Origin of the sequence: Streptococcus sp. HMSC068F04, from assembly GCF_001837455.1 — a bacterium.
Lineage (GTDB): Bacteria > Bacillota > Bacilli > Lactobacillales > Streptococcaceae > Streptococcus > Streptococcus salivarius_D.
This window is the reverse complement of record NZ_KV832467.1, coordinates 16,862-39,971: the sequence shown is the minus strand read 5'-3', so window position 1 is coordinate 39,971 and position 23,110 is coordinate 16,862. Positions and strand designations below refer to the sequence as shown.

The window sequence follows — 23,110 nt, the reverse complement described above, 5'->3', positions numbered from 1 at the left end:
TTAAGCTAGACTTGCTCCTTAAAGAAGAACTAGTCTTATTTCACTTCGCCACCTTCAACCACGAGGTCATCAGCTTTAGCTGCATCACCGTAAGTTGGGTGAAGTGTTTTTTCATAATCTTTGTGGAAGAAATTCTCTTCACCAAGTTTCTTAATGTCTTTATTGATAAAGTCAAGGAGTTCTTTGTTACCTTTTTGAACGGCTGGGGCAATGGTATCTGGGTCACCAAGTGATGTGATTCCAACTTCGTAACCTTTATTTTCTAGAGCCCAAGCAAGAACTTCTGTATTATCAGTTGAGAAGGCATCGCCACGACCATCAAGGAGGGCTTGGTAAGCATCGCTATATTGGTCATACTTTTGCAATTTGATATTTGGGTAGTTCTTTTCAAAGTAAGTTTCAGCAGTTGTTCCCTTAGTAACAATCAAAGTCTTACCTTCAAGTTCTTTAACGTCCTTAATGACCTTGTCTTTAGGTGACACCACACCGATTGAGACTTTCATGTAAGGAAGGGCGAAGTCCACTTGTTTCTTACGTTCATCAGTTACTGTAAAGTTAGCAAGGGTAATATCTACCTTGTTTGAAATCAAGAATTCTGCACGGTTGGCCGCATCTACTGAGACGTATTTAGGTTTAACACCCAAGTCTTTTGCCAAACGGTTCCCAAGTTCAATATCGTAACCTTGGTAAGCACCCTTGTTATCTACATAACCGAAAGGTTTCTTATCCGCAAAGACGGCGATACGGAGTTCACCACTCTTCTTAATTTCTTCAATGGTACGTGCTTTAGCTGTTGATTTACCAGAGCTACTGTTACTTGAGCAAGCAGTCACTGCTACCAAGGCAAAGACGAGGGCTAATAGGGCAAAAATTTTCTTTGTTAATTTCATAAATATCTCCTAAAATATTATATTTTTACTAAAAACAATGGGTTACAAATAGGCACCAAACTGACTGAAATCAAAGACATTGAGGAACTCTTGAGCTCGCTGTGTCTTTGGATGATTGAAGAATTCTTCAGCAGTACCTTCCTCAGCGATGACTCCCTTATCCATAAAGATAATACGGTCAGCGATGGCACGCGCAAACTGAAGCTCATGGGTGACAATCAACATGGTACGCCCTTCTTGAGCGAGGTCGTTAATCAATTCCAGAACCTCACGAACCATCTCAGGGTCAAGCGACGCCGTCACCTCGTCAAAGAGGATAACTTCAGGATGCATGAGCAGGGAGCGGACAATGGCCACACGCTGCTTTTGACCACCTGACAGTTGTCGTGCGAAGCTATGCTTCTTGTCCAGAAGTCCCACACGATCCAAAAGTTTCTCAGCCTCCGCAATGACTTCTTCCTTGTTACGTCCTTGAGCTTTGACTGGACCCAAGATCAGATTTTGTAGGATATCCAAGTGTGGAAAGAGGTCATAACTTTGAAAGACCATTCCGATTTTCTGACGAATCAGGTGGAAATCCTTCTTACTGCCAGTGATAGACTTGCCATCCAGGAGAATATCGCCTCCTTGAATGGTCTCCAAGCCATTGATGCAACGTAGCAAGGTCGATTTCCCACAACCTGAGGAACCCAGGATAACAACGACTTCACCTTGTTTAACATCCAAGGAGATGCCTTTGAGAATCTCATTGTCCCCAAAGGACTTTCTCAAATCCTTGATTTGTAAAATGCTTTCTGTCATCTTAGTTCCTCCAACGATTTTCAAGATAAGTAGACAGCTTAGATACTGGATAACAAATGGCAAAATAAAGAATCAAAATCGTGCCATAAATCCAAAAAGAAGCTGTTGGAATAGTCAGGCGGTTACTGTCGATAATCTGCTGACCAACCTTGGTCACCTCAACCACCCCAATCAAAACCACCAAGGACGTCGTTTTAATCATCCGTGTCACCAGGTTAATAGCCTGAGGCAACAAGCGACGCAAGACCTGTGGAATAATCACATAGGTATAGAGTTGACCATTGGTTAGACCAAGGGCCCTTCCGCTCTCAAACTGGTGTCTAGGTAGTGACGTGATTGATCCACGCACCAAATCACCCATCTCAGCCGTTCCCCAAAGGGTAAAGACGATAATAGCCGATAGCTCGCCTGAGATGTTGATGTTAAAGTTCCTAGCAAGACCAAAATAAACAATAAATAGCAAGACCAACTGGGGCATGATACGAATAAATTCCAGATAAATACGTGACAAAAAACGAACAATCTTAGACTTCGAAGTCATGACAATTCCAAAAAGGGTTCCTAGTAAAAGGGACAGAAGAACTGAGACGATGGAAATTCCAATAGTTACGCCTAAACCTTGTAAGATACGTAGGAAATTATTCCCCTGAAGAAGAACCTGAAAGCCCGAATCCTGCATAGCGTAACCTCCTTTCAATCCAACTAAAGACTAGAGAAATCGGCAGCAACATCAAGAGATAAGCCACCACCAACATACCTAGAGCTACATCGGTTTCGTAGTAAAGACCAATCAAATCCTTGGCCACATACATCAAATCCGCCAAGGCTACCGCTGAGAATACTGACGTTTCCTTGATAAGGAAGATGACGTTAGCACTAAATGACGGAAGCGCCACAGCCACTGCCTGAGGAAGGACCACATAGCGAAAGACTTGGAATGGCGTCAAACCAATAGACAACCCCACTTCATGCTGGGTCTGACTAACAGCCTCTATGCCACTTCGGAAGGACTCCGCCATATAGGAACCACCCAAGAAAATCAAACCTACCACAGCACAAGCCTCTGACGATAGAACCAAACCTATACGAGGCAAGCCAAAGTAGAGAAAGAAAAGCTGAATCAAGAGCGGCGTATTACGAGATAACTCAATATAAGCCGTCGAAAGCTGACTCAAAATCGGTACTCGATAATGACGAATAACACTCACCACCAAGCCCAAAAGGAAGGAACCAAGAATCCCCAGAACGGCAATATGTAAGGTTAAAAAGAATGCCTTCTGATAAAAGGGCAAATACTGTTGAACAATGGACCAGTCCAAAACTTACCTCCTCATTTAAGATACAAAGGGCGTAGAAAATTCCGTAAGGCAAATAGGAAACTGACGACGTGTGCTGGCACACTAGGAAGTTTATCTTTTGCTCTAGGAATTTAGCCTGTGTTCAATTCCATAAGATACAAAGGGCGTGTAAAATTCCGTGAGCATTCACTGCCATCTACTTCTAGCCCTTTGACCTTCACTCGCCCCTGATAATCATTGCGGTACGCAAATCTTCATCAAACACGAACGAATTGCTTTATTTCATTTGAAACGTTAGATTTATTCTACCACCTGTTAGATTATTTGGATAATATGTATTTTTTATCGAGGTGATAAAGAAAAGATATAAATAAAATCTGGATTTCTGTAAAGAAAAAAACACCTCAGTCTCAGAGATTTCTCCGAGACTAAGATGTCTGTGTTTTAGATACTATTTCTTAAATCAAATGGCTTTCACGTTTGTCGAACATTTCTTGTCCCAAGGCTACCAATTCCTTGATAAGGTCTGAGTAAGAAAGTCCCATATTTTCCCAAAGAAGTGGATACATTGACCATTGGGTGAAACCTGGCATAGTGTTAAGCTCGTTAAGGTAGATGGCTCCATCCTCTGTCAGGAAGAAATCACAGCGAGCAAGACCGCAACCACCAAGGGCACGGAAGGCCTTGGCCGCATAGGCACGCATTTGCGTCATGACTTCTGCAGGCACGTGAGCTGGGATGTCCATGGTGATTTTATTGTCAATGTACTTGGCTTGGTAATCATAGAAAGCCACGTCTTTGACTACTTCACCTGGATCTGTCGTTTTGATATTTGTATTACCAAGGATACCAACTTCGATTTCACGGGCAACCACACCTTGCTCGATTAAGATACGGCTATCATATTTGAGAGCCAGATCAATCGCTGCACGAAGCTCTGATTCATTTTCAGCTTTAGAAATCCCAACAGATGACCCCATGTTAGCAGGTTTGACAAACACTGGGAAGGTCAATTTTTCAAGCGTCTCTGCTACTGCTGCTTCCAAATCTTCACCCTCGATGAAGACTGTGTAGGCAACCTGAGGTACACCAGCAACTTCAAGAATGTGTTTGGTCATAATCTTGTCCATAGCCACACTTGAAGAAAGAACATTAGTACCCACATATGGCAATTTGAGGGTTTCGAGGAAACCTTGGATAGAACCATCCTCACCCATTGGACCATGAAGAACCGGGAATACTACAGCGCCTTCTTCATAAATATCGCTTGGTTTGATAGCCTGACTAGCCACAACTGTGTCATTAGTCATAAGCTTCTCGTCATCACCTGGTGTTTCTGTAAATTCTTGTGTTTTGATAAAATCACCAGACTGAGTGATAAAGTAGGTTTTAACCTCAAATGCGCTGTAATCCACCGCACGCATAACACTCTCAGCTGAGAGCACAGACACTTCACGTTCTGCTGAACGTCCACCGTAGAGAAGGATAAGAGTTTGTTTAGACATAGGTATACCGTTTTCTTTTCTTGATTTTCTAGTCTCAATTTTGAGAACATAATTACCTTAATCATATCACAAAAGGAAGGGATTTTCAAAAAGATTATGGGTAGAGAAAAACAGCCTAAGAGCTGTTTCATTCCTGTCTTAAATTTCATCACCAAGTTCGAACTTAGTACCTTTGAGGGCACGTTTGAGAGACCACTTCCATGGTTTCCCTTCAATAGTGACTTGTTTGTTTTCGAGGTCAACTTTAACATTCTCAACGCCTTTAACAGCAGAGAGTTTTTCGGTAACGGTGTTGACACAACCTTGGCATTTCATTCCTGTAATGTTATATGTTTTTGTCATTTTTCTTTCTTCCTTTTCTTTAAATTGTTTTTTTGATACACGTCTTAATTGATAGAGGGCATAAGCAATCGACACTTAGACTTTGCGACGTTTGAGACGCAGAGCATTGAGGACGACTGAGACAGAGCTAAAGCTCATAGCCAGTCCTGCTATCATTGGGTCAAGAAGCGGGCCACCAAAGAGGTGGAGGACACCCATGGCCACTGGGATAGACAGGATATTGTAGATAAAGGCCCAGAAGAGGTTCTCTTTAATCGTTGTGATTGTCGCCTGACTAATTTTCAAGGCCTTAACGACATCCATGAGGTTGGGTTTCATAAGGACCATATCGGCACTTTCCATGGCAATATCTGTCCCAGAACCCATGGCAATACCGATATCTGCAGTCGCAAGGGCTGGGGCATCATTGATACCATCACCAACCATGATGACTGATTTTCCTTCTGCTTGAAGGTCGCTAATCACCCTAGATTTCTCTTGCGGAAGCACTTGACTGATAACACGCTTGATACCAACCTTTTGAGCGATGGCTTGAGCTGTTTGGTCATTATCACCAGTCAACATGATGACTTCTTTGCTCATTTGATGAAGAGCGGCCACCATATCGGCGCTATCTGCTTTAACCTGATCAGCTACACCAAAGAGTCCGATTAACTTACCATCTTCAGCCAAGAAAATAGGTGTCTGACCATCCGCTGTCAAGCTTTGGAAATCAGCTTGTGCTGAAGTCAAGTCGACTTTTTCCTCAGCCATAAGAGTTTGATTCCCAGCTAGATAAGTTTTGCCTGCATAGCTTGCAGTTAGTCCTCGTCCAGTCAAACTTGAGAAATTGTCCATCTCTAACAAGTCCAAGTTAGCATTTTCTGCTGCCACAAGGATGGCTTGACCCAAAGGGTGTTCGGACTTGGCTTCCAAGGATGCCAAAAGTTGCAAGGCTGCTCCGCTATTGTCATAAGTATAGCTAGAAGCGAGCTGAGGTTTACCCTGAGTAATGGTTCCTGTCTTGTCAAAAACGAGAACATCAGCCTTGTGAGCTAACTCGAGCACATCTCCACGCTTATAGAGAATACCATGCTCGGCACCAAGCCCTGTACCAACCATGATGGCTGTCGGTGTCGCAAGTCCCAATGCACATGGACAAGCAATAACCAAGACGCTGACTGCTACAGTCATAGCGAAGGTAAAGGTTTGTCCCATGATAAAGTACCAGAAGAGACCTGAAACAAGGGCGATAGCCATGACAACGGGAACAAAGACCGCTGACACCTGATCGGCAATCTTAGCAATCGGTGCCTTGGTTTGTTGGGCATCCTCAACCAATTTGATGATTTGGGAAAGCAAGGTGTCCTTACCAATCTTTTCAGCTTCATAAATCAAGCTACCCTGACCATTAATAGAACCTGCAAAAACTGGTTTACCAGCTGATTTTTCAATAGGGAGTGACTCACCTGTAAGCATACTCTCATCAATAGCAGAGCTACCAGAAATCACTCGACCATCCACGGCTATCTTTTCCCCAGGTTTGACCACAATATGGTCACCAAGAACAACCTTATCCACAGGAAGCTTGACTTCCTTACCATCACGAAGGACAGTTGCTTCCTTGGCTGACAAGTGCATAAGTTTCTTAATAGCTTCTGAAGTTCGACCCTTAGAGAGGGTTTCAAAGTACTTCCCTAGAGTAATCAGGGTCAAGATAACAGCCACTGACTCAAAATAAAGTTGGTGGGCGTGATGGGCATGCCCCAATGAAATGTGGTAAGTACCATAGAGACTATAAAGAAAGGCTGCCGACGTTGCCAAGGCTACCAAGGCATCCATGTTAGGATGACCCTTGGCCAAGGTACGAAAACCATTACTATAGAAAGAACGGCCTAACCACATGACGGGCACTGTCAAAACTAGCAACACCAAGGCATAAGTCAAAGCTGCATGATGAGGAGACAAGAAGTTTGGCACAGGTAGACCGACCATTGGCCCCATAGCTAGATAAAAGAGAGGAATGGTGAAGACCGATGACCAAATGAGGCGCTCACGCACCTTGTGAATCTTGTCTTCTTCACGTTCTTCCTGACTTTTAGCTGTATCTGGGTTGTAGACTTCAGCCGCATAACCAGCGTCAGCTACAGCCTTTTCAATAGTTTCTGGACTAACCTTATCCCCAGCATAATCTACAGACATTTTTTCGGTGGTTAGGTTAACCACAGCCTTGTCCACACCATCCAACTTATTAACAGCATTTTCAACGTTGGCTACACAGGATGCACAGGTCATCCCATTAACCACAAAGGTTTCTTTTGCCATTTCCTATATCACCTCCATATGATGCCCACAAGCACATTGGCCAGGCACACAGTCACAAACCACCTGATCCACAGGTTCTTTTGCTAAAAGCAAGGCCTGTAACTTGTCCACATCAGCTTGTGTCATCGGCGTCTTCTCGATGAGTTGACCCAACAAGTCGCTGTGTTTGGTCAAACAAATCTTGTCAAAAACTGCCTCTAAAGCTTGAAAATTCGCTTCATCCTCACCCAAGCTGGCTTGATAGATAAACCCTCGTCCTTGACGCTGACTAGTTAGGTAACCCTTGTCCGCCAAACGCCCAAGCAAGGTCTTAACTGTCGAAGCCGACCAGTCTAGCTTCTTAGCTAGAATCGCTATAATCTCTGAAGAAGTCGCTTGCCCCTTAGCCCAGAGCACTCGCATGACTTCCCATTCCGCAGATGAAATTGTCAGCATGATAGCTCCTTTCTGAATGTTGTTATTTGTTTACGTTTGTAGATTTATTTTAACGCTATCGTGAAAACGTGTCAAGGGTTTTGTTTACATTTGTAGATTTATTTTTTAAAAAATTTCCAAGACCACTTCAAGGACCTTGGAACGCTTTCATTATCTTAGGCAAAAAATTATGACTTTAGATTTTTCTGATACAGTTTAGTCATAAGCATTATTCCCAAGACGAGTATAATGACTGGAAGACTGTATCCCAAATAAATCGTAGTGACCTGCAGACCTCTCTTGATAAGCATACCACTGACAAATACAACAATCCCTGTCAAAACCTGATTCAAGACTTCAATTTTCAAATAAAGATTGTTGAGCTGTAGGGGATTCAACTTCTCTTGTAGGTAAACATTTTGCGAGATTCCAGATATCGTTTGGCCAACTGCTAAAAAGATATAGCTAAGCAAAACAGTCGGTAGGTTAGGTACGAATGGAAAGACGACAACGTAACCCAAATAGACAAGAGAGCCTAACAAGTAAACGGTCATAGGGGAGTATTTAGTGAGACTTTTGAAAGATAGAATTGAACTCGTTGCTAGAAAGACAATGGCTAAGAAGGACAGAGAGAAAGAATAGGCCTGACTAGAAATACCGACATCTTTGGTCAGGAAGATAACCTCATATGCATCATATAAGACACCCACTGACTGTAAGAGTATAGTCATCATAACCATCTTAAGGACGATACTCTGCCTTCCAAAAATAGGACTACCTTGACTGGAAGAAACCTCCTCTTCTGATTCATTCTCACGGTCAAAAATAATCGGTCCCAGTTTAAACAATAAGAGGGTTGCTAGTAGCGTTAGCACACTGTAGACCAAAAATAAGCTTCCTAAATCAAGGCTACCCCAGAGACCAACTATCATAGGTGCTAAGAAATAGGAAGCTGACCCAATCATGGTATAGGTACTGTTAAATTTTTGTAAGTTGACTTTTTTAACAAGCACAGGCACCGCTGAGGACAACAAACTGTTAAAGTAGGTTGTCAACACTTCAGTCAGAACCACCAAAGCAAATACAAAAACACTGCCCATGGCAAGATAGATCAAAGCCAGACAGACTGCCTTAAGCAATTCAATACCAATCAAAACATATTTTTTATTTGCGATTTTTCCTACAAATTGATGTCCCACATTGGCAAGAATCCCTCCTAAGAATTTGGCAATCCATAGCCCTAAGACATAGTCCACCGAGATTTTAGAGAAGATAATGCTCAGTGCTATCGCATAACCGTACTCGATAATCAGCGACAAAAACCTATTAAGGAAAATAATTCTGGAATTGTTGGTAAACATTAATGATTTCTAAACCTTTTCTTTTTCATTGTCCTTATTGTAACACTGAGCATACTAGCCTTCAATAGTTCAACGCATTAAAAAAGCACCTCCTAAGAGGTGTCACACTTTACTAAGATAAAATTGAGTTAACAAGGCTACGTCCAAAATCCCTACCTTCACCATACAAAAATGTAAACATGTTAGGGTAAATAATAGCCAAGCAAATTATCATAAAGAGTATTGCCAGAGCTTTCTTGTGTGATACAAAGAATGACAAGATATGATAAATCATGTTCAAAGATGCCTTTTCTTCCTTTTTTTTAACTCTAAATAAGCTATAAAATCATTCTATAGTTTTCGAAAAGAAAAAAATAGTGACATCTATGTCACTAAAAAACCTTATTCATTTGATACAAGATATACGAAAGCTGATTACGAGATTTAACCCTCAGCTCAAGCCCTTGTAGAGATACAAGGCACCAACTAAAAGGAAAATCAGTGCATAGTGATTCTCTCCCCGACAGAAAAAGAGTAAGGCTCCTATTAAGAAACAGCCCCCTAGTATTACCCTCAATGATACTTTCATTTGTCTACCTTCTTTCTATAAGTAAGACGAAAATAAAAACAAGAGATACATTTAATTCGCTACAATCCACCCATATTATAAGCTTGATAACTAAGAAAATCAAATCGTCCCCAAAGAATGATTTTGAGGAAAAAATACTCCCCATTTCTGGAGAGTATCATCTACTATTTTTCAAAATGTGAACCGAATGTAACAAATTCAGCGACTTCTTTTTCCTTACCGTCGTGGAGGTCACGGACAATTTTTGATCCCACGATAACACCGTCTGACACAGCATTAAAGCGTTTGATGTCTTCCTCTGTTGATACACCGAAACCTGTGAGAACTGGAATGTCAGCATGAGCAGTCAAGTTAGCCAAGTGTTTATCAAGGTCATCACGGTAATTACCAGTCTTACCAGTAACGCCATTAATGGCAACGGCGTAGATAAAGCCTTCTGCACCATCAATCAACTGTTTCTGACGGTCAATACCTGTAGTCAAGCTTACTAAAGGCACGAGAGCAATATCACTGTCTTTCAAATAAGGGGTAATAAAGTCAGCATGTTCGTCTGGCAAATCAGGAATAATGAGCCCCTTGACAGATGTATCTGCCAGGTCCTTAACAAAGGCTTCAATACCATATTGATAAACTGGGTTGATGTAGGTCATGATAACCAAAGGTACCTGTGTTTTTTGTTCTTGAAGCTTCTTGATAATAGCTGTCAAAGTCACATCTTTAGCCAAACTACGTTGTCCTGCTAGTTCAATAACAGGACCATCGGCCACAGGGTCTGACCATGGAATACCCACCTCAATAGCTGAGACACCACTATTTTCCAAGAGAGCGATAGTCTCAAAGAGTCCGTCTAGACCTTTAGCGTGGTCACCAGCCATGATATAAGGTACGAAAATACCGCGTTTACTGTCTTTGATAGCTTGTAGGTGTTTTGTTAGTGTTTTTGTCATGGTTTATTTCCCTTCTGCTTCAGCTTCAGCTTCGAAACGTTCTTTAACCTGCATAACGTCCTTGTCCCCACGACCTGAGAGGCAGACGATGAGGCTTTGGTCTGGCGACATCTTAGCTGCCACTTTTTGCGCAAGTGCAATGGCATGGCTAGACTCAAGAGCTGGGATAATACCTTCCAAACGTGACAGAAGTTTGAAGCCTTCAAGAGCTTCTTCGTCTGTGATAGAGTCGTAAGTCGCACGGCCAATTTCGTTGAAATAACAGTGCTCAGGACCAACCCCTGGGTAGTCCAGACCAGCTGAGATAGAGAAGGCTTCCATGATTTGACCATGAGCATCTTGGAGGACATCCATAAGCGCTCCGTGAAGGATACCTGGACGGCCTTTGGCAAAGGTTGCGGCATGTTTTTCAGTATCAAGCCCCAAACCAGAAGCCTCAGCACCATACATGGCTACTGATTTATCATTAACAAATGGGTAGAACATACCGATAGCATTTGAACCACCACCGATACAAGCCATTACAGCATCAGGCAATTTACCACCAGAAATCTCTGCATATTGGCGTTTGGCTTCACGACCGATGACAGATTGGAAGTCACGAACAATTTCTGGGAACGGTGCAGGACCAAGGGCAGATCCCATGATATAGTGCGTATCCTCGATACCTGCAACCCAAGCACGAAGGGCAGCATTTACAGCGTCCTTAAGCACGCGCGAACCATCTGTTACGCTAAATACCTTGGCACCAAGCAACTCCATACGGAAAACGTTAAGCGCCTGACGTTTAACATCTTCCTCACCCATATAGATCGTACAATCCATGTCGAAAAGGGCTGCGGCTGTCGCTGTTGCAACACCGTGTTGACCTGCACCCGTTTCGGCGATGATTTTCTTCTTGCCCATACGTTTGGCAAGCAAGACTTGACCAAGGGCATTGTTAATCTTGTGGGCACCTGTGTGGTTAAGGTCCTCACGTTTAAGATAAATTTGCGCTCCACCGATATGATCAGTCAAACGTTTGGCGTGGTAAAGTGGCGTCTCACGGCCCACATAGTTTTTGAGGAGATCATCCAATTCCGCTTGGAAACTTGGATCCTCCTTGGCTTCACGATAGGCCTTGTCCAATTCAATAACAGCTGTCATCAGCGTTTCTGGAACGAACTGACCACCGAATTTTCCGTAAAATCCTTTTGCATCAGGTTGTTGATATGTCATGCTTTCACTCTTTCTATAAATGCTTTAATCTTGTCTAAATCTTTGGAACCATCTGTCTCGACACCTGAGGACACATCTAAGGCATAGGGGTGGAAAATCTCCTTGACCTCTGCCACATTGTCCACAGTTAAGCCACCAGCGATGAAATAATCCTGCTCAATCTGCTTATCAGCCAAGAGTTGCCAGTCAAAGGTCTGACCACTACCAGCAATGGGAGCATCAAAGAGAAGATAATCCGCCTGGCTCTTGACTTGAGAATCGCTATCTGAAATCTGAATAGCTCGAATAACTGGTACTGAAATCTTTGGAATCAGAACTTCATCAAAACTTCCATGAATCTGAACGATATCTAAAGGAACCTGACCAATCGCTTCTTCCAGTTCCTCAAGACTTGGTGAAACAAAGACACCGACGACTTTTGTTTGGGCTGTCACCCCTTTAGCCAGCTGGTGAGCTTGCTCAAGACTCACTTGGCGCTTACTCTTGGCGAACACAAAGCCAATGTAGTCAGCACCTGCTTCAACTGCAGTTGCCACCGCTTCTGGTGTCGATAGTCCACAAATTTTAACCTTTGTCAATTTGCAACTCCTTGACCTTTTCAGCCACATTGTCAGCCGTCATAAGGGCAGTTCCTACCAGAATTCCATTAAAATATGGGGCAACTAAGGCAGCATCCTGACCTGTAAAAATAGCCGACTCAGAAATATAAACAGGTTTGTCCTTGAAATGCGTTGATAACTCAAGACTGGTGTTAATATCTGTCTCAAAAGTGACCAAATTACGGTTGTTAACGCCGATAATCTCAGCACCAATACGATGAGCCACTTCCAATTCTGGCAGATTATGCGTTTCAACCAAGACTTCCAAGCCAAGGCTTGTCGCAAAATCATAGAGCTCCTTGAGACGAGCTTCTGGCAAGGCCGCTACAATCAAGAGAATGACTGTCGCACCCGCATTACGACTACGCACAATCTGTTTCTCATCAATAATAAAGTCCTTAGCCAAGGTTGGAATAGCCACCTGTGACGAAATTTCTTTCAAATAGGAAATATCACCCTTGAAGAAAACCTCATCCGTCAAAACAGAAATCATGGCTGCTCCATTTTCCTCATAGGTCTTGGCCTGAGCCACAATATCCACATCTAGGTTAATATCACCCATACTTGGACTAGCTTTTTTCACTTCAGAAATAATTTGCAGCTTGTTTTGATTTGACTTGAGAAAATCATAAAGACGATAGGTATGACGCAAGGGCTGCAAGTCTTCCATGACCAACTGGGCTACTTCTTTTTCTTTTTGTTCTAAGATTGTTGGGAGAAAGGCTTTACTCATACTTGTACCTCTTGGAGTTGGCGAAGTTTCTCTAGGGCTGAGCCGTCCGCAATCAATTGACGAGCAAGCTCAACACCTTCCTTAATAGTCTCAACCTTACCATTGGCAAAGAAGCCGAGACCTGCATTAAGCACTGTTGTTTCAAGATAAGGACTAGCTTCATTTTTCAAGACACTAAGGAGAATCTCTGCGTTTTCCTTGGCATCACCACCTGTGATGTCAGACAACTCAACCTTTTCCATACCCAAATCTTCATAAGTGAAAGTGTGCTGGCTGATGTGACCATCTTCCAAAAGGGTGTAGGTGTTAGTGCCATAGAGGGCAGCTTCGTCCATATTGTCAGGACCTGTGATAATAACCGCACGTTTACGTCCCAACTGTTGAATAGCATTAGCAACAATTTCTTGTAATTCCACACGATAGAGCCCCATGAGTTGTGTCTCAAGGTCAAGCGGATTAGCCAGTGGCCCAACCAAGTTCATAATCGTTGGAATCCCAAGAGCTTGGCGAGCTGGACCGATAAAACGCATAGCTGGATGCATGGTTTGAGCAAAGATAAAGGCCAAACCAACCTTGTCAAGTGCTTTAGATAGGGTTTCTGGTGATGCCGCAACGTTGATTCCAAGGGCTTCAAGGACGTCAGCCGAACCAGATTTAGAGGAAATCGAACGGTTACCAGCCTTGGCCATACGAATACCGCCTGCTGCTAGGACAAAGCAAACAGTAGTCGAAATGTTGAAGCTATAAGACTGGTCCCCACCAGTTCCACAGTTACACATAGCATCTGTGAAAGTCTCAGGCAAGACAGTCGCATGTGATTTGAGGGCACGCACGATACCTGTGATTTCATCTGCTGTTTCTCCCTTAGTCTTAAGCCCCATAAGGAAGGCAGCGATTTGGCTTTCTGAGACTTCATTTTTGAGAATGCGGTCAAAGACTGCTTGGACTTGGTCTTGAGACAAGTCTTGACGGTTTGAGATTTGTAGGAATATTTCTTTCATATCTGTTTTCCTTTTAAAAACTGTTCAATATTTTCTGATGCACGCGAGAGGTTTTGAGCGTAGACAAATCTAGTCCAAAAACTGTCCAACTAGCCTGCAACAATTTTTACGAAATTTTCAACCATCTTAAGCCCATCTGGACTTCCGATACTTTCTGGGTGATATTGCAAACCGTAAATAGGTAGCTCCTTATGTTGAATGGCCATGATTTCTTGATCATCAGTTGTGATAGCTGTCACATCAAAGTCCTCTGGCATTTGGTCAACAACGATGGAATGGTAACGCATGATTGGGACATCATTGTCGATATCCTTGAAAATAGGCGATGGCGTTTCAAAAGTGATGTTACTTTGTTTTCCATGCATGACATTTTTAGCCAAGCCAAGTTTACCACCAAAAGTTTCCGCAATAGCCTGATGCCCCAAGCAAATTCCCATCATCGGTTTTTTACCAGCGAAATCCTTAATCAAGGCTTCCATTTTACCCGCATCAGCTGGCCAACCTGGACCTGGTGAAAAAACTAGCCCGTCAGCTTTTTCCGCCTCTTCATAGAGGGTCTCGTCATCGTTACGCAAGACCTTTACCTCTGTAAATGTCCCTAGGTATTGTGCCAAATTATAGGTAAAAGAGTCATAGTTATCAACTAATAAAATCATTGGGCATCTCCTATTCTTGTCATAGCTTTCGCCTTGTTAATCGTTTCGTAAAATTCATTTTCAGGAACACTATCGTAAACAACACCTGCACCTGCTTGAACATAGGCTTTTTGATTTTTGAGAATCATGGTACGGATGGCAATGGCAAAGTCCATATCTCCTGTCGCAGACAGATAACCAATAGCTCCCGCATAAATACCACGTTTTTCCTGCTCAAGCTCATAGATACGGCGCATGGCACGAATCTTAGGTGCTCCTGATACGGTTCCAGCTGGTAGGGTTGATTTAAGCGCATCAAGTGCTGTCAATTCCGGCAAGAGTTGCCCCTTAACCACACTGGTAAGGTGCATCACATAGCGGAAATACTCAACCTCCATATACTTGGTCACCTTGACCGTACCATTTTTAGCAATCTTACCAATATCATTACGTCCCAAGTCAACCAACATACGGTGTTCCGCAGTTTCTTTGACATCATGTGAGAGTTCATCCGCCAAAGCAGCATCCTCAGCTTCATTGGTACCACGAGGACGAGTTCCAGCAATCGGATTGGTTACCACCTCTCCATTTTTCACTGAAACCAAACTCTCTGGACTAGCACCAATCACCTGATAATCTCCAAAATCGTAGAAATAAAGATAGTTTGATGGGTTGGTCACACGCAAGTTACGGTAGTAATCCAAAGGATCTCCCTCAAAGTCCGCTGAAAAGCGTTGACTAAGCACACATTGGAACATGTCTCCCTCACGAATGAGTTTCTTGGCCTTAGCCACCATATCCATGAAGACTTCTTTTTCAATATGATTTGAAAATTGCAAGGCTTGCAAGGCCTGAGGTGTAAACTCGTTTGGTGCCTGAGTCTGGAGATTGGTTACCACCTGACCAAGAGCTTGACGCACCGCATCGTTGTCACGACCAGAGTAGATATTGTCCTCAACCACATAGACCTTTTCCTTCTTATGGTCAAAAATCAAATAAGACTCATAAATGAAGAAATGCATATCAGGTGTCCCAATCGTGTCTTCAGGAATCTCACCAATATTTTCATAGAGACCAATCATGTCATAGCCTGCAAACCCGATAGCACCACCTGCGAAAGGTAGGTCAGACTTGATGCCCTTGACTGTTACTTGGTCCAAGTATTCGAAAGGATCTTGATCAATCGCCTTACCATTTTCATAAAGAACACCATCCTTGAAGGTTACTTCAAAGACCGGATTGTAGGCAACAATAGAAAAACGTGCATTTTCCTTCTCACGAGGAATAGATTCAAGGATAACCTTGTGTTCCCCTTGAACACGCATATAAGCCAAGATTGGTGTTAAGGTATCGGCTGGTAAAATTTTTCTCATAATATTTCCTTTCAAACTGGTTTATCGAGAGTAATAAGACTGATGCAAGGCTCCTTTTATAGGATGTATTGGCACCATATTATTCTTTGTTCACTTTCTCTTCCAAAGCAATAAATGCTTTAATCATGCTTCTCCAAACACTTTCAGCCACATCTGGCGATAAGCCAAGCTCTAGTGCCTCCTTACGACGGTTTGCTATCACTTGAGCAACACGATCACTAGCCTGGACAGCAACCTTGTCTCCCTTGGGCTTAAGCCGTCCTGCCTTTTCCACAAGTATTTGACGTTGGGCCAGTAGCCGAAGCAACTGTCTATCAATATTATCAATATCAATTCGAATATCGCTTAATGCATCCATAAATACCCAACCTTTCATTGAATAATGAAATAACACTTCTTTAAAGATAAAAGTAAACAAAAAACCTCACAGAGAAAAACTCTGTGAGGGCATTAAATCTAGTTTAACACGGTACCACCTCAGTTAATGGTCTCCAAAAAAACGACCATCATCTCTATCTCCTCTAACAAGGAGTTGCACGGTAAGGGGTGCCAACCGAGAAGAATATGTATTACCTTCTCATTATCATCCAATCAGCCCAATGTTCGCTCATCTCGATTACCTACTCACAATCACCGCAGGCTCCCTGAAAATCTAAGACCAGTTACTTTCTGATTTACTAACTATTGTACTCCTTTTTAGAGGGATGTCAAGAATTTTCTGTTAATTTTGACAATTCCAACGACCCAACTGACCTTATTCTTACATTATATGGTATTTGCATCTCCTCAGGATATCTTATGAGAATAAGTCAAAATACCTAACTAGGTTCTTAAACAAAAGTGATATTAAAACTAACTAATATCGTCGTTAGAGTTGTTATATCGAATCTTATTTAATCGAATTACTTGATCTGCTTGTTCCCAAATACCTGGATTATGGGTAGCAATAATAATGATACGATTTGGATTTTTTAGTGATCGAATTAAGTCCATAATTTCTTGAGCATTATCAGGATCCAAAGAAGCTGTTGGCTCATCAGCTAGTATGATAGGAGGATTTTTCAAAAAAAGTTTAGCCAGAGCAACACGCTGTGCTTCTCCGCCAGATAATTCGTATATTTTTTGATTAAGATTTAGATGTTCCAGATGAACATCTTTCATCACTTTTTCTTTGCATTCTTGAATATCATTCTTTCTGAGTTTCTTTCCTACCAACCCCAAATCCAGGTTGTAACTTATACTATCATTTTCAATAAGCCCAAAGTTTTGGAACAAATAACCCAAATAATCACGATAATAGACTTGAGATTTAATCTCTTTCAAGTCTGTACCATCATAAGTGACAGAACCACTATCATAAGTCTCTAGTTTTGCCAGAATATTTAAAAGAGTTGTTTTCCCAGAGCCACTTTCTCCGATAAGCGCATATATCTTTCCTTTATCAAAAGATAAATTTAAATCATCAAAAATAACTCGCTTACCAAAATATTTGCTTAGTTTCTTAATTGCAATCATATTACTTTCCTTTCAAAACACTGACTGAAGTTCTACTCTCAGTAAGCGTCTGTTTGTATAAAATGGTAAACATGTTGATAATAAACAAGGAAACTATAAGTAAACTCATAATCAAATGATGAGTCAAGAAAATCAAAAACACAAGTGCAACACCTAAAACACAGATTTGTGAAAAAAGATAGTTAAAATGCACTTCTTCAAACCTCATACCAGATAATCGCTTGATAAAGATTTCTTTTCTAAATTGCTCAAAGTAAAGAAGGTTCATACTGTCAAATAAAAGTATAGAAGTCAATAAACCTAATAAAACACCAATTAATAGAAAAGCAAGGCGACTACGACTCTCTGAAAGAATCTTATAGTAGCTATTACGATTATTAGTCAAATAAGAAACCCACTGATAAACACCACCTTGTTTAAGTAAATCAATGCTATCCTTATAGCCCGTCATGTGTAGTCCCGAACCTACTTCTGTTCCCCAAAATAACTGACTACTTGGTGTATCTCCCATTGCTTCAGGGGTAGTCACAACAATAATAGGATCATTAAGGAATTGCATAGGTATGTCACTATCTGTATTGTACAAAAAACGCTTTTTCTTATTTTTTACGAATTCGGTAGAGACTGATACCTTAAATAAGTGATGACTATGAGGATTTAGACTACGACTTGAGAAACCTGACATATATTCTGAATATATACTCTCTAACTCTTTCCTACTACTCTTCAACTTCTCTGGAATTATTAATCCAAATTCGCCACGCTTAAGTTTTTTCATTTGTGCTAAAAATTCATCGGAGACACCAACATTTTGCTTTTCCAAGTAATTAGGTGAAACATAAATGGTATTCCCATTAGGCACATAGTCTGTTATTTTAACCCCATTAGCTATATTTGATACTAAGAACTGACGTAAATTTGTTTTTACAAATATCCCTTTATCATCCTTTAGAGTACGATTTGCGAAGTCATACCAAGACTTATTCTGCTTTTCTTCCTTACCTTGTGTAAAGGCAGAGCTATAACTATAAGATAGCTGGTAGTAATTTCTATTTATAGACCACTCTTCTTTAGCACTATTTAATTGCACAAAATCTTGATAACTATTCAACAACGTACCTACAGTAATACCAACAACTACAATTGCAACAAATTGTCCTAAGAACATCACTCCTAGAAGTCTTCTTAAGGGGAGGCGCCCTCTCATAACTTCAACTAAAGAAGTTGCTTTTAACCCTAGTAGATATATTAAACTTAACCCAAGAGAAATAAAACATAGCGCAAAAAAATATAAAGTTACTCCTGTAAAATAAAGTAATATAGGTAAAGATTGCAAAATCCGAAAATGCCACAAACCTACTCCCCCAATAAGAATAGATAAACAATATGCAATCAATAACTGCCTAGCATCAACGATAAATGATGATAACATTACTTTCATCATACTTTGCCCCGAAACAAGCTTGATTCCCGCATCCCTTAAATCCTTTATTCGGTAAATCAACACTAGTGAAGCAAAGGTCAACAGAAATAATGCGAAACTAATAAGTGAAACTTCATTCAATAATATTGTTAAAAGTAAAGACAGTATTGAATAAGAAGAAAAATCAACCGCATTATAGCCAAGCTGACTGAATGTCGAGATAAGTTCTGCTCCCTTTAAATCACCTGAGACAATTAGATAGTTACTAACTATATCACTGCCTTCAGCACTCTCCTGAGAAGCCCTTTTTAAATTAGAAGGTGGAGAAACGTGTCCGTAAAACTGATAACGAAAATCTATTTCACCCTTTTCATTTGGTTGAACAATCCGTCTAGCAATTAAGCTATTATGCTCATTAGCTAAATTAGTTAAAGCATCTGTTACTTCCTTACGATTAGATACCTTATGATCAGTCAAAGCCTGACCAGTCACATCTACAGCATTATAACTCGAAAAAGATATTTGCTGATTTTGTTGAACAATCATTGTGACTAAGTAGCAAGAAAACAGGATAGTCGAGATGAATATAAAAACACGTTTCATACAAACCTCCTAAACGGAACAATTATATATCTTTGTATTGAAATAAAGTTTACGGTCGAAAATGGAACCATTACAAGGAAACAAAAACTAGGTTGACATATTACATTCAACCTAGTCACCGTTACTTAATTAATTATAGTTATAGTAAAAGGCAGCCTGCTCGCCAAAAGACGTTTTAATAAAAGCATACGAAGTCTGACCGGCATAAGCATAGGCCTTACTAGATTTAGAGGTCCAACGACTAACTACAGTTGAACTATGATATTTCGAACCATGATAGTAATTCGAAAAAGCACCACCGTTAGAAGCCCCGTAAGTCCAAACACCACCACCTGGATACTGCGTAGCTGCAGCAACTCCAGACAAAGTCCCAAAAGAAGTCACAGCAAGAGCCAAAACCATTAACGATTTCATATTTTTTCTCATAAGTATTCTCCTTAAAGTAATTGCGATGAAGGAAATAAAATGACATAAACTATGCATAACATTTCTAAACCTTCAGAAGTCAACTGTTACATTAAGTAAGCGCTTACTTTTAATGTCATTATATACAGTTTTTTGTTTTTGTCAATACACTTTTTGTATTTTTGTAAGAAATAATATCTTTACTATACAAAAAAGCCCCCAAAGGGACTTCTCGGTTTGATAAACAACGGCAGGGTGACAGTCCTGCATCTCTTTCAGACCCGAAGGTGCGGCGGCTGCCTCTTCCGCCCTCGTTGTTTTTTCTTATCTATATTATATCACATTTTCTTAGCTCTACCAGCATTTAGATAATTTTTCAGCTTAGAATCTTTAATCACAAACATGGTACGGACATTAAGTTTATCACATAATCTGACCGCTACCAGAACATTACCATCAATACGTTTGATGTATTCCAAGGACTGACCATTAGGATGGCGACCGATATAGTCCGGATGAGCAATAATCTCTGGAATACGCTCATAGGTGGCATCAAAATCACTGAATTCCTGGCGATGTTTTTCCATATGCTTCTTACGTTGTGCAGACAGCGTGATTTCTTCACCAGGCTTGTAGTCCAAATCAAAAGCTTTAATGACTTTTGGCGTCAAGTGCCCTACTGTTTTCATGCCTCTATTGTACCATACCTCATACACATCAAGACCGTTCCTACTGTTGAGGTATCAAAAAACTCAAGCCTGTTACCAAGCTCGAGTTTTGACTTATGTTTTTTGGAAAGCACCTTGTTTGTAGCTAATCCAAAAGAAAAGCGGTGTACAGATAGCCATTGCTACCAGATAGATTGGTAAGGTGTAGCTATTAAGTGTCGAAATTTCAATCACATCTCGAAGATAGTAAGAGCTGATTAAGAAACCAAAGACTGAGTAAATAATCAAGGCCACACGCCCCTTATTCAACGGGATACAAGCACGAATAACGGCAAGGACACCCGTTGATCCCATCATATAGTAAGACAGCGTCAGCATGTCCGTATTGCTCATACCAAGGTATACCTGAGATAGATGGAAAATAAGAACACTGACAACCAGCATCAAGGCATTAGGAATAGACAACTGGAGCGAACGTCTGAGGAAATGTTTCTCAACAGGTCTTATATTACGTTCGAAGGTCAAAATAAATGGTGGAAGACCCTCGATAAATTGCCCCGCCAAAGTCATCTGAACCTGAATGAATGGGAAGACCAAGAGGTACTCTGCCTTTCCAAAAACAATACTGGCAATACAGATAAGTCCCAAAAGGAAGGAATAGACCGTTTTGATGAGGAAAATAGGTGCAATGTGGGCAATATTATTAACCACACGACGTCCCTCAAATAGAATTTCAGGAATATCCTTAAACTCCGAATCCATAAGCACCAAGTTGGCAATCTGACGTGTAGCGGGATCCCCTTCAGCCATAACAATCGAACAGTCCGCTTCACGTAGTGCCAAGATATCGTTGACACCATCACCAGTCATAGCTGTGGTATGCCCATTGGCATTAAGTGTTTGGATTAACAACTTCTTCTGATGTGGAGATACACGGCCAAAGATTGCCGTATCTTCAGCCAAAGCCTCCAACTCCTCATCACTGACCTTAGAACAGTCAATATAGCTTTGATAATCCGCAAAACCAGCCTGGTGGGCAATATGAGAAACCGTCACAGGATTGTCACCAGAAATAATCTTAAGCGTCACATCTTCTGAACGTAGGTATTCCAAAGTTTCTGCAGCATCCTCACGAATAGGATCGGCAATTTCAAGCAAGGTCAAGCCTTCAACGTCATTCGGCAAACTCATAGTCTCTGTATCAACTGCTGACTGACTCCATGCCAAAATCAAAACACGAGAACCACGAGCCTGCGCCTGATCGACTGCTTTTGGGTTTTCCTTAAGAAGCATCTCAGGTGCTCCCAAAAAGAGTGTTCCGATTCCATCAATGCTCATAGCACCCCATTTACGATCACTTGAAAATGGAATAACATCCCCTACCTGATAGTGATGCTCCAGACCTTCATAGGCATTGCGAATCGCCTGAGCCGTTGCATTGTTATCCTTGCTATGTTGCATATAAGCCGCAAGCAAGCGCTCCAACTCCTCTTTAGTGAAACGCTCTGACAGTAGTTTCAGACCCTTAACGGTCATCTTTCCTTGCGTAATTGTCCCTGTCTTATCTAAACAAAGCACATCGACACGCGCCAAGGTTTCGACAGAGTACATCTCCTGTACCAGGATATGCTTCATTCCAAGCTTAATAACGGCTGTCAAAAGAGAGGTAATTGTCAAAAGGGCAATCCCCTTAGGCAACATTCCCAAAAGGGCTGTCGAACTGGTAACTACCGATTCTTGAAGAGAGAGTTGTTTAATCAAGTAAGCCTCAAAAAAGAGAGCGAGCCCAAATGGTATCACAATCTTGCCCGTAAACTTGGCAATCTTGTCCATGTTATAGAGGATACGTGACACGATTGGCTTATGCGTCTTGGCCTCTAGCATGAGCTTATTGGCATAATTGTCCTCGGCTACGTTAATAACCTTAGCATAAACCTGGCCACTCACAAGGTAAGAACCTGAGAGCAACTCCCTCCCATCCTTCTTGAGAATAAGGTCACTCTCACCCGTCAGCATAGCCTCGTTGAGCTCAGCCATCCCATCAACAACCACGGCATCACTAGGCACCTGTTCACCCGCAGACAAGAGCATGATATCATCCAGGACAATATCCTGAGGATCAATAGAAGTCACCTCACCATCACGCACCACACGGATCTGATCCTTATTCATGAGATTGAGCTTATCAATCATGCGACGGGCACGCAACTCTGTCATCATCCCCGTAAAGGCATTAAGCACAATGATTCCGAAGAAAAAGAGATTCGACCAAGCCTGAACAGCAATCAAGGCCACAAAAATAGCAAAATTGAGCATATTAAAGGAGTTAAAGACATTACGCCTAAAAATCTCCCAGTTGCTGGAGCCAGTTTTTGCTTTAAAATGATTTGTTTTACCGGCATCTATCCGCCGCTTGACCTCCACCTGCGTCAAGCCTTGTAACTGTTTTTTCATAACTTTCATAGTAGCATAAAAATGAGGTGTTTTCAAAGGTTAGCCGTCATGGA

The 23,110-nt window shown here is 41.5% G+C and carries 22 protein-coding genes; all 22 read right to left on the bottom strand.

Translation table 11 applies throughout. From position 1 onward, the window contains the following. Nucleotides 1-35: 35 nt before the first annotated feature. The 22 genes from HMPREF2571_RS02845 to HMPREF2571_RS02740 all read right to left on the bottom strand — a co-directional run bounded on the left by HMPREF2571_RS02845 (nt 36) and on the right by HMPREF2571_RS02740 (nt 23,066). Nucleotides 36-890, bottom strand: a complete 855-nt coding sequence (locus HMPREF2571_RS02845) for a cysteine ABC transporter substrate-binding protein (RefSeq protein ID WP_070579596.1) — start codon at nt 888-890, stop codon at nt 36-38. Between the two features lie 42 nt (nt 891-932). Continuing rightward, nucleotides 933-1,691, bottom strand: coding sequence for an amino acid ABC transporter ATP-binding protein (locus HMPREF2571_RS02840; RefSeq protein WP_014632733.1), 759 nt, complete (start codon nt 1,689-1,691; stop codon nt 933-935). Nucleotide 1,692: 1 nt separating this feature from the next. After that, on the bottom strand, nt 1,693-2,370 hold the full coding sequence (locus HMPREF2571_RS02835; RefSeq protein ID WP_002891585.1) for an amino acid ABC transporter permease: 678 nt from the start codon (nt 2,368-2,370) through the stop codon (nt 1,693-1,695). Continuing rightward, nucleotides 2,330-3,010 (bottom strand): amino acid ABC transporter permease, encoded by a 681-nt coding sequence (locus HMPREF2571_RS02830; RefSeq protein WP_070847160.1) that lies wholly within the window; start codon nt 3,008-3,010, stop codon nt 2,330-2,332. Before HMPREF2571_RS02830 ends, HMPREF2571_RS02835 begins: the two co-directional genes overlap by 41 nt. 437 nt (nt 3,011-3,447) lie before the next feature. Next, nucleotides 3,448-4,494 (bottom strand): D-alanine--D-alanine ligase, encoded by a 1,047-nt coding sequence (locus HMPREF2571_RS02825; protein WP_004183211.1) that lies wholly within the window; start codon nt 4,492-4,494, stop codon nt 3,448-3,450. Nucleotides 4,495-4,632: 138 nt separating this feature from the next. Beyond that, nucleotides 4,633-4,836 (bottom strand): copper chaperone CopZ, encoded by a 204-nt coding sequence (gene copZ / locus HMPREF2571_RS02820; RefSeq protein WP_004183213.1) that lies wholly within the window; start codon nt 4,834-4,836, stop codon nt 4,633-4,635. Nucleotides 4,837-4,911: 75 nt separating this feature from the next. Beyond that, complete coding sequence (locus HMPREF2571_RS02815; RefSeq protein ID WP_004183214.1) at nt 4,912-7,140, bottom strand: heavy metal translocating P-type ATPase; 2,229 nt, start codon at nt 7,138-7,140, stop codon at nt 4,912-4,914. 3 nt (nt 7,141-7,143) lie between these two features. Further along, the gene (locus HMPREF2571_RS02810) at nt 7,144-7,575 is read right to left on the bottom strand and encodes a CopY/TcrY family copper transport repressor (protein WP_004183215.1); all 432 of its coding nucleotides are present in this window, start codon (nt 7,573-7,575) and stop codon (nt 7,144-7,146) included. A gap of 167 nt (nt 7,576-7,742) precedes the next feature. Next, nucleotides 7,743-8,873 carry an MFS transporter gene (locus HMPREF2571_RS02805; protein WP_224119006.1) on the bottom strand — a complete coding sequence of 377 codons (1,131 nt, stop codon included), beginning with the start codon at nt 8,871-8,873 and terminating at the stop codon, nt 7,743-7,745. Between the two features lie 774 nt (nt 8,874-9,647). Further along, a complete protein-coding gene (gene trpA / locus HMPREF2571_RS02800) occupies nt 9,648-10,430 on the bottom strand; it encodes a tryptophan synthase subunit alpha (RefSeq protein WP_004183217.1) in 783 nt (260 codons plus the stop codon). Between the two features lie 3 nt (nt 10,431-10,433). Beyond that, a complete protein-coding gene (gene trpB, locus HMPREF2571_RS02795; RefSeq protein ID WP_004183219.1) occupies nt 10,434-11,648 on the bottom strand; it encodes a tryptophan synthase subunit beta in 1,215 nt (404 codons plus the stop codon). Beyond that, complete coding sequence (locus HMPREF2571_RS02790; protein WP_045001515.1) at nt 11,645-12,226, bottom strand: phosphoribosylanthranilate isomerase; 582 nt, start codon at nt 12,224-12,226, stop codon at nt 11,645-11,647. The genes trpB and HMPREF2571_RS02790 overlap by 4 nt, the downstream gene beginning before the upstream one ends. Further along, the gene (gene trpC / locus HMPREF2571_RS02785) at nt 12,213-12,980 is read right to left on the bottom strand and encodes an indole-3-glycerol phosphate synthase TrpC (RefSeq protein WP_070847158.1); all 768 of its coding nucleotides are present in this window, start codon (nt 12,978-12,980) and stop codon (nt 12,213-12,215) included. The genes HMPREF2571_RS02790 and trpC overlap by 14 nt, the downstream gene beginning before the upstream one ends. Then, nucleotides 12,977-13,981 carry an anthranilate phosphoribosyltransferase gene (trpD, locus tag HMPREF2571_RS02780; protein WP_070847156.1) on the bottom strand — a complete coding sequence of 335 codons (1,005 nt, stop codon included), beginning with the start codon at nt 13,979-13,981 and terminating at the stop codon, nt 12,977-12,979. The genes trpC and trpD overlap by 4 nt, the downstream gene beginning before the upstream one ends. 89 nt (nt 13,982-14,070) lie before the next feature. Next, nucleotides 14,071-14,637 (bottom strand): aminodeoxychorismate/anthranilate synthase component II, encoded by a 567-nt coding sequence (locus tag HMPREF2571_RS02775; RefSeq protein ID WP_070847154.1) that lies wholly within the window; start codon nt 14,635-14,637, stop codon nt 14,071-14,073. After that, complete coding sequence (trpE, locus tag HMPREF2571_RS02770) at nt 14,634-15,989, bottom strand: anthranilate synthase component I (RefSeq protein WP_002884468.1); 1,356 nt, start codon at nt 15,987-15,989, stop codon at nt 14,634-14,636. Before trpE ends, HMPREF2571_RS02775 begins: the two co-directional genes overlap by 4 nt. A gap of 79 nt (nt 15,990-16,068) precedes the next feature. After that, the gene (locus tag HMPREF2571_RS02765; protein ID WP_004183228.1) at nt 16,069-16,347 is read right to left on the bottom strand and encodes a chorismate mutase; all 279 of its coding nucleotides are present in this window, start codon (nt 16,345-16,347) and stop codon (nt 16,069-16,071) included. Nucleotides 16,348-16,841: 494 nt separating this feature from the next. Then, nucleotides 16,842-17,504 (bottom strand): ABC transporter ATP-binding protein, encoded by a 663-nt coding sequence (locus HMPREF2571_RS02760; protein WP_004183229.1) that lies wholly within the window; start codon nt 17,502-17,504, stop codon nt 16,842-16,844. 1 nt (nt 17,505) lies between these two features. Then, nucleotides 17,506-19,530, bottom strand: a complete 2,025-nt coding sequence (locus HMPREF2571_RS02755; RefSeq protein WP_070847152.1) for a DUF1430 domain-containing protein — start codon at nt 19,528-19,530, stop codon at nt 17,506-17,508. A gap of 129 nt (nt 19,531-19,659) precedes the next feature. Next, entirely contained in the window at nt 19,660-19,956 is a 297-nt protein-coding gene (locus HMPREF2571_RS02750) for a lactococcin 972 family bacteriocin (RefSeq protein WP_004183233.1), read from the bottom strand. 317 nt (nt 19,957-20,273) lie between these two features. After that, on the bottom strand, nt 20,274-20,624 hold the full coding sequence (locus tag HMPREF2571_RS02745; RefSeq protein WP_014634923.1) for a PBECR3 domain-containing polyvalent protein: 351 nt from the start codon (nt 20,622-20,624) through the stop codon (nt 20,274-20,276). Between the two features lie 93 nt (nt 20,625-20,717). After that, nucleotides 20,718-23,066, bottom strand: coding sequence for a cation-translocating P-type ATPase (locus HMPREF2571_RS02740; protein ID WP_070847150.1), 2,349 nt, complete (start codon nt 23,064-23,066; stop codon nt 20,718-20,720). Nucleotides 23,067-23,110: the final 44 nt, after the last annotated feature.

Coding starts and splice junctions, on each gene's coding strand:
- HMPREF2571_RS02845 (WP_070579596.1), bottom strand. CDS start 890: ATGAAATTAACAAAGAAAATTTTTGCCCTATTAGCCCTCGTCTTTGCC.
- HMPREF2571_RS02840 (WP_014632733.1), bottom strand. CDS start 1,691: ATGACAGAAAGCATTTTACAAATCAAGGATTTGAGAAAGTCCTTTGGG.
- HMPREF2571_RS02835 (WP_002891585.1), bottom strand. CDS start 2,370: ATGCAGGATTCGGGCTTTCAGGTTCTTCTTCAGGGGAATAATTTCCTA.
- HMPREF2571_RS02825 (WP_004183211.1), bottom strand. CDS start 4,494: ATGTCTAAACAAACTCTTATCCTTCTCTACGGTGGACGTTCAGCAGAA.
- copZ (WP_004183213.1), bottom strand. CDS start 4,836: ATGACAAAAACATATAACATTACAGGAATGAAATGCCAAGGTTGTGTC.
- HMPREF2571_RS02815 (WP_004183214.1), bottom strand. CDS start 7,140: ATGGCAAAAGAAACCTTTGTGGTTAATGGGATGACCTGTGCATCCTGT.
- HMPREF2571_RS02810 (WP_004183215.1), bottom strand. CDS start 7,575: ATGCTGACAATTTCATCTGCGGAATGGGAAGTCATGCGAGTGCTCTGG.
- trpA (WP_004183217.1), bottom strand. CDS start 10,430: ATGACAAAAACACTAACAAAACACCTACAAGCTATCAAAGACAGTAAA.
- trpB (WP_004183219.1), bottom strand. CDS start 11,648: ATGACATATCAACAACCTGATGCAAAAGGATTTTACGGAAAATTCGGT.
- trpC (WP_070847158.1), bottom strand. CDS start 12,980: ATGAGTAAAGCCTTTCTCCCAACAATCTTAGAACAAAAAGAAAAAGAA.
- trpD (WP_070847156.1), bottom strand. CDS start 13,981: ATGAAAGAAATATTCCTACAAATCTCAAACCGTCAAGACTTGTCTCAA.
- HMPREF2571_RS02775 (WP_070847154.1), bottom strand. CDS start 14,637: ATGATTTTATTAGTTGATAACTATGACTCTTTTACCTATAATTTGGCA.
- trpE (WP_002884468.1), bottom strand. CDS start 15,989: ATGAGAAAAATTTTACCAGCCGATACCTTAACACCAATCTTGGCTTAT.
- HMPREF2571_RS02765 (WP_004183228.1), bottom strand. CDS start 16,347: ATGGATGCATTAAGCGATATTCGAATTGATATTGATAATATTGATAGA.
- HMPREF2571_RS02760 (WP_004183229.1), bottom strand. CDS start 17,504: ATGATTGCAATTAAGAAACTAAGCAAATATTTTGGTAAGCGAGTTATT.
- HMPREF2571_RS02755 (WP_070847152.1), bottom strand. CDS start 19,530: ATGAAACGTGTTTTTATATTCATCTCGACTATCCTGTTTTCTTGCTAC.
- HMPREF2571_RS02750 (WP_004183233.1), bottom strand. CDS start 19,956: ATGAGAAAAAATATGAAATCGTTAATGGTTTTGGCTCTTGCTGTGACT.
- HMPREF2571_RS02745 (WP_014634923.1), bottom strand. CDS start 20,624: ATGAAAACAGTAGGGCACTTGACGCCAAAAGTCATTAAAGCTTTTGAT.
- HMPREF2571_RS02740 (WP_070847150.1), bottom strand. CDS start 23,066: ATGAAAGTTATGAAAAAACAGTTACAAGGCTTGACGCAGGTGGAGGTC.